The following is a 1,566-nucleotide window of genomic DNA, read 5'->3' as shown; positions in this document are numbered from 1 at the left end:
TCAGCCCCGAGACCGCGAACAGGAAGAGGAAGGCGGAGCGGAAGCCGAGCGTCAGCCTGGCGGCATCGCGCTTGCGGGCGGAGGTCTGTGCCTTGGAAGGTGCCATGATCGCAAACCGTCAAAAGGAGAAGCAGTCGGCAGGAAGGCGGCCGGCGGACASKGGGTCCGCCGGCCGGGAGGACACGGCTTCTAGAGCGCGAAGTTGCCGGCGGTCAGGGTGTGACTGCCCTTCAGGTTGATCTGGAAGTCGGCATCGCCGTCGGCGTCGACATTGCCCTTGACCACGGTGTAGTCGCCGTCGGCCCGGGTCTCGTAGGAGACCACCAGCTGGGCCGTGGCGGTGAAGGCCGGGCCGCTGGTCAGGGTGAAGCTCTGGTTGCCGGCGAGCGCGCCATTGGCGTCGATGCCGGASAGGTCGAGCTTATCGCCGGGCTCGAAGTCGAGGATGGTGTCGCCATCCGCCGCTTCCTTGCTCTCGAAGCGGAAGGTGTCGTTGCCCGCCCCGCCCTCCATCACGTTCACCGCSGCRCTGGCCGTGATCGTGTCGTTGCCCGMRCCGGTCGCGACGTTCTCGATGCTCCAGAGCGTGTCGCTGCCGCTGTCCGTGCTGACCGCGCTGCCGCGTCCGAGCAGGCCGTTGCCGAGATCGACCGTCAGGTTCGCCATGATCGCCGAGAGATCGAGCGTGTCGATGCCCGTGCCGCCGTCGCTGTCATCGCCGAAATAGACGTCGTTGCCGTCACCGATCGCAGCCACGAACACGTCATTGCCCGCACCCGCCACCACGGTGTCGTCGCCGGCCCCGGCCGTGATCCGGTCGTCGCCSGTGCCACCGAAGATCCGGTCGTTGCCGGCCTCGCCATCGATCAGGTCGTTGCCGGCCCCGCCAAGCAGCACGTCGTCGCCGGCCCCGCCGAAGACCACGTCACGACCCTCCCCGGCATCGACGAAGTCGTTGCCGTCGCCAGCCGAGATCGTGTCGTCGCCGCCCGCACCGATCAGGGTATCGTCGCCGCCCTGGCCGATCAGGTTGTCGGCCCCCGCCGCCCCGAGCAACACGTCCGCATCGGGCGTACCGACCAGAACCAGTCCGGCGTCCGGCTGCGTTGTCTGGCCGGTTCCGCCACCATTGCCGGTCTCGGTGCCGGTGCCGCAACTCCCGCCGCCGCCGTTCTCGGTCTCGTTGCCTGAGCCGCTGCCGCCGCCATTCTCCGTCTCGTTGCCGGTGCCGCCGCCGCCGCCGTTCTCGGTCTCGTTGCCGGAGCCGGAGCCGCCGCCATTCTCCGTCTCGTTACCTGAGCCAGAGCCGCCGCCGTTCTCGGATTCGTTGCCGGAGCTGCTGCCGCCCCCGTTCTCGGTCTCATTGCCCGAGCCGCTGCCGCTCCCGTTTCCGGAACCACCACCATTACTGCCACCGCCGCCAGTCGATCCGCCGGCTGCAGCTGGTCCGGTCACGTGCATTTCATCCTGGGCACGCATGCCAACCAGATGGTCGGAGCCGCCGCCCGTATTGAGCACGACGTGGTGGGCCGATTCGAGAGCCGTCACGTCGACCGTGTCGTCACC

General features: G+C 68.8%; 1 protein-coding gene. It reads right to left on the bottom strand.

From position 1 onward, the window contains the following. Positions 1–189 precede the first annotated feature (189 nt). Positions 190–1,566 (bottom strand): calcium-binding protein (locus tag AC1DRP_RS36495; protein WP_476771129.1); only part of this gene is annotated, 1,377 nt, incomplete at its 5' end.

Source organism: Allobosea sp. 01N443, assembly GCF_056399325.1.
This window is presented reverse-complemented; position numbering and strand designations above follow the sequence as displayed.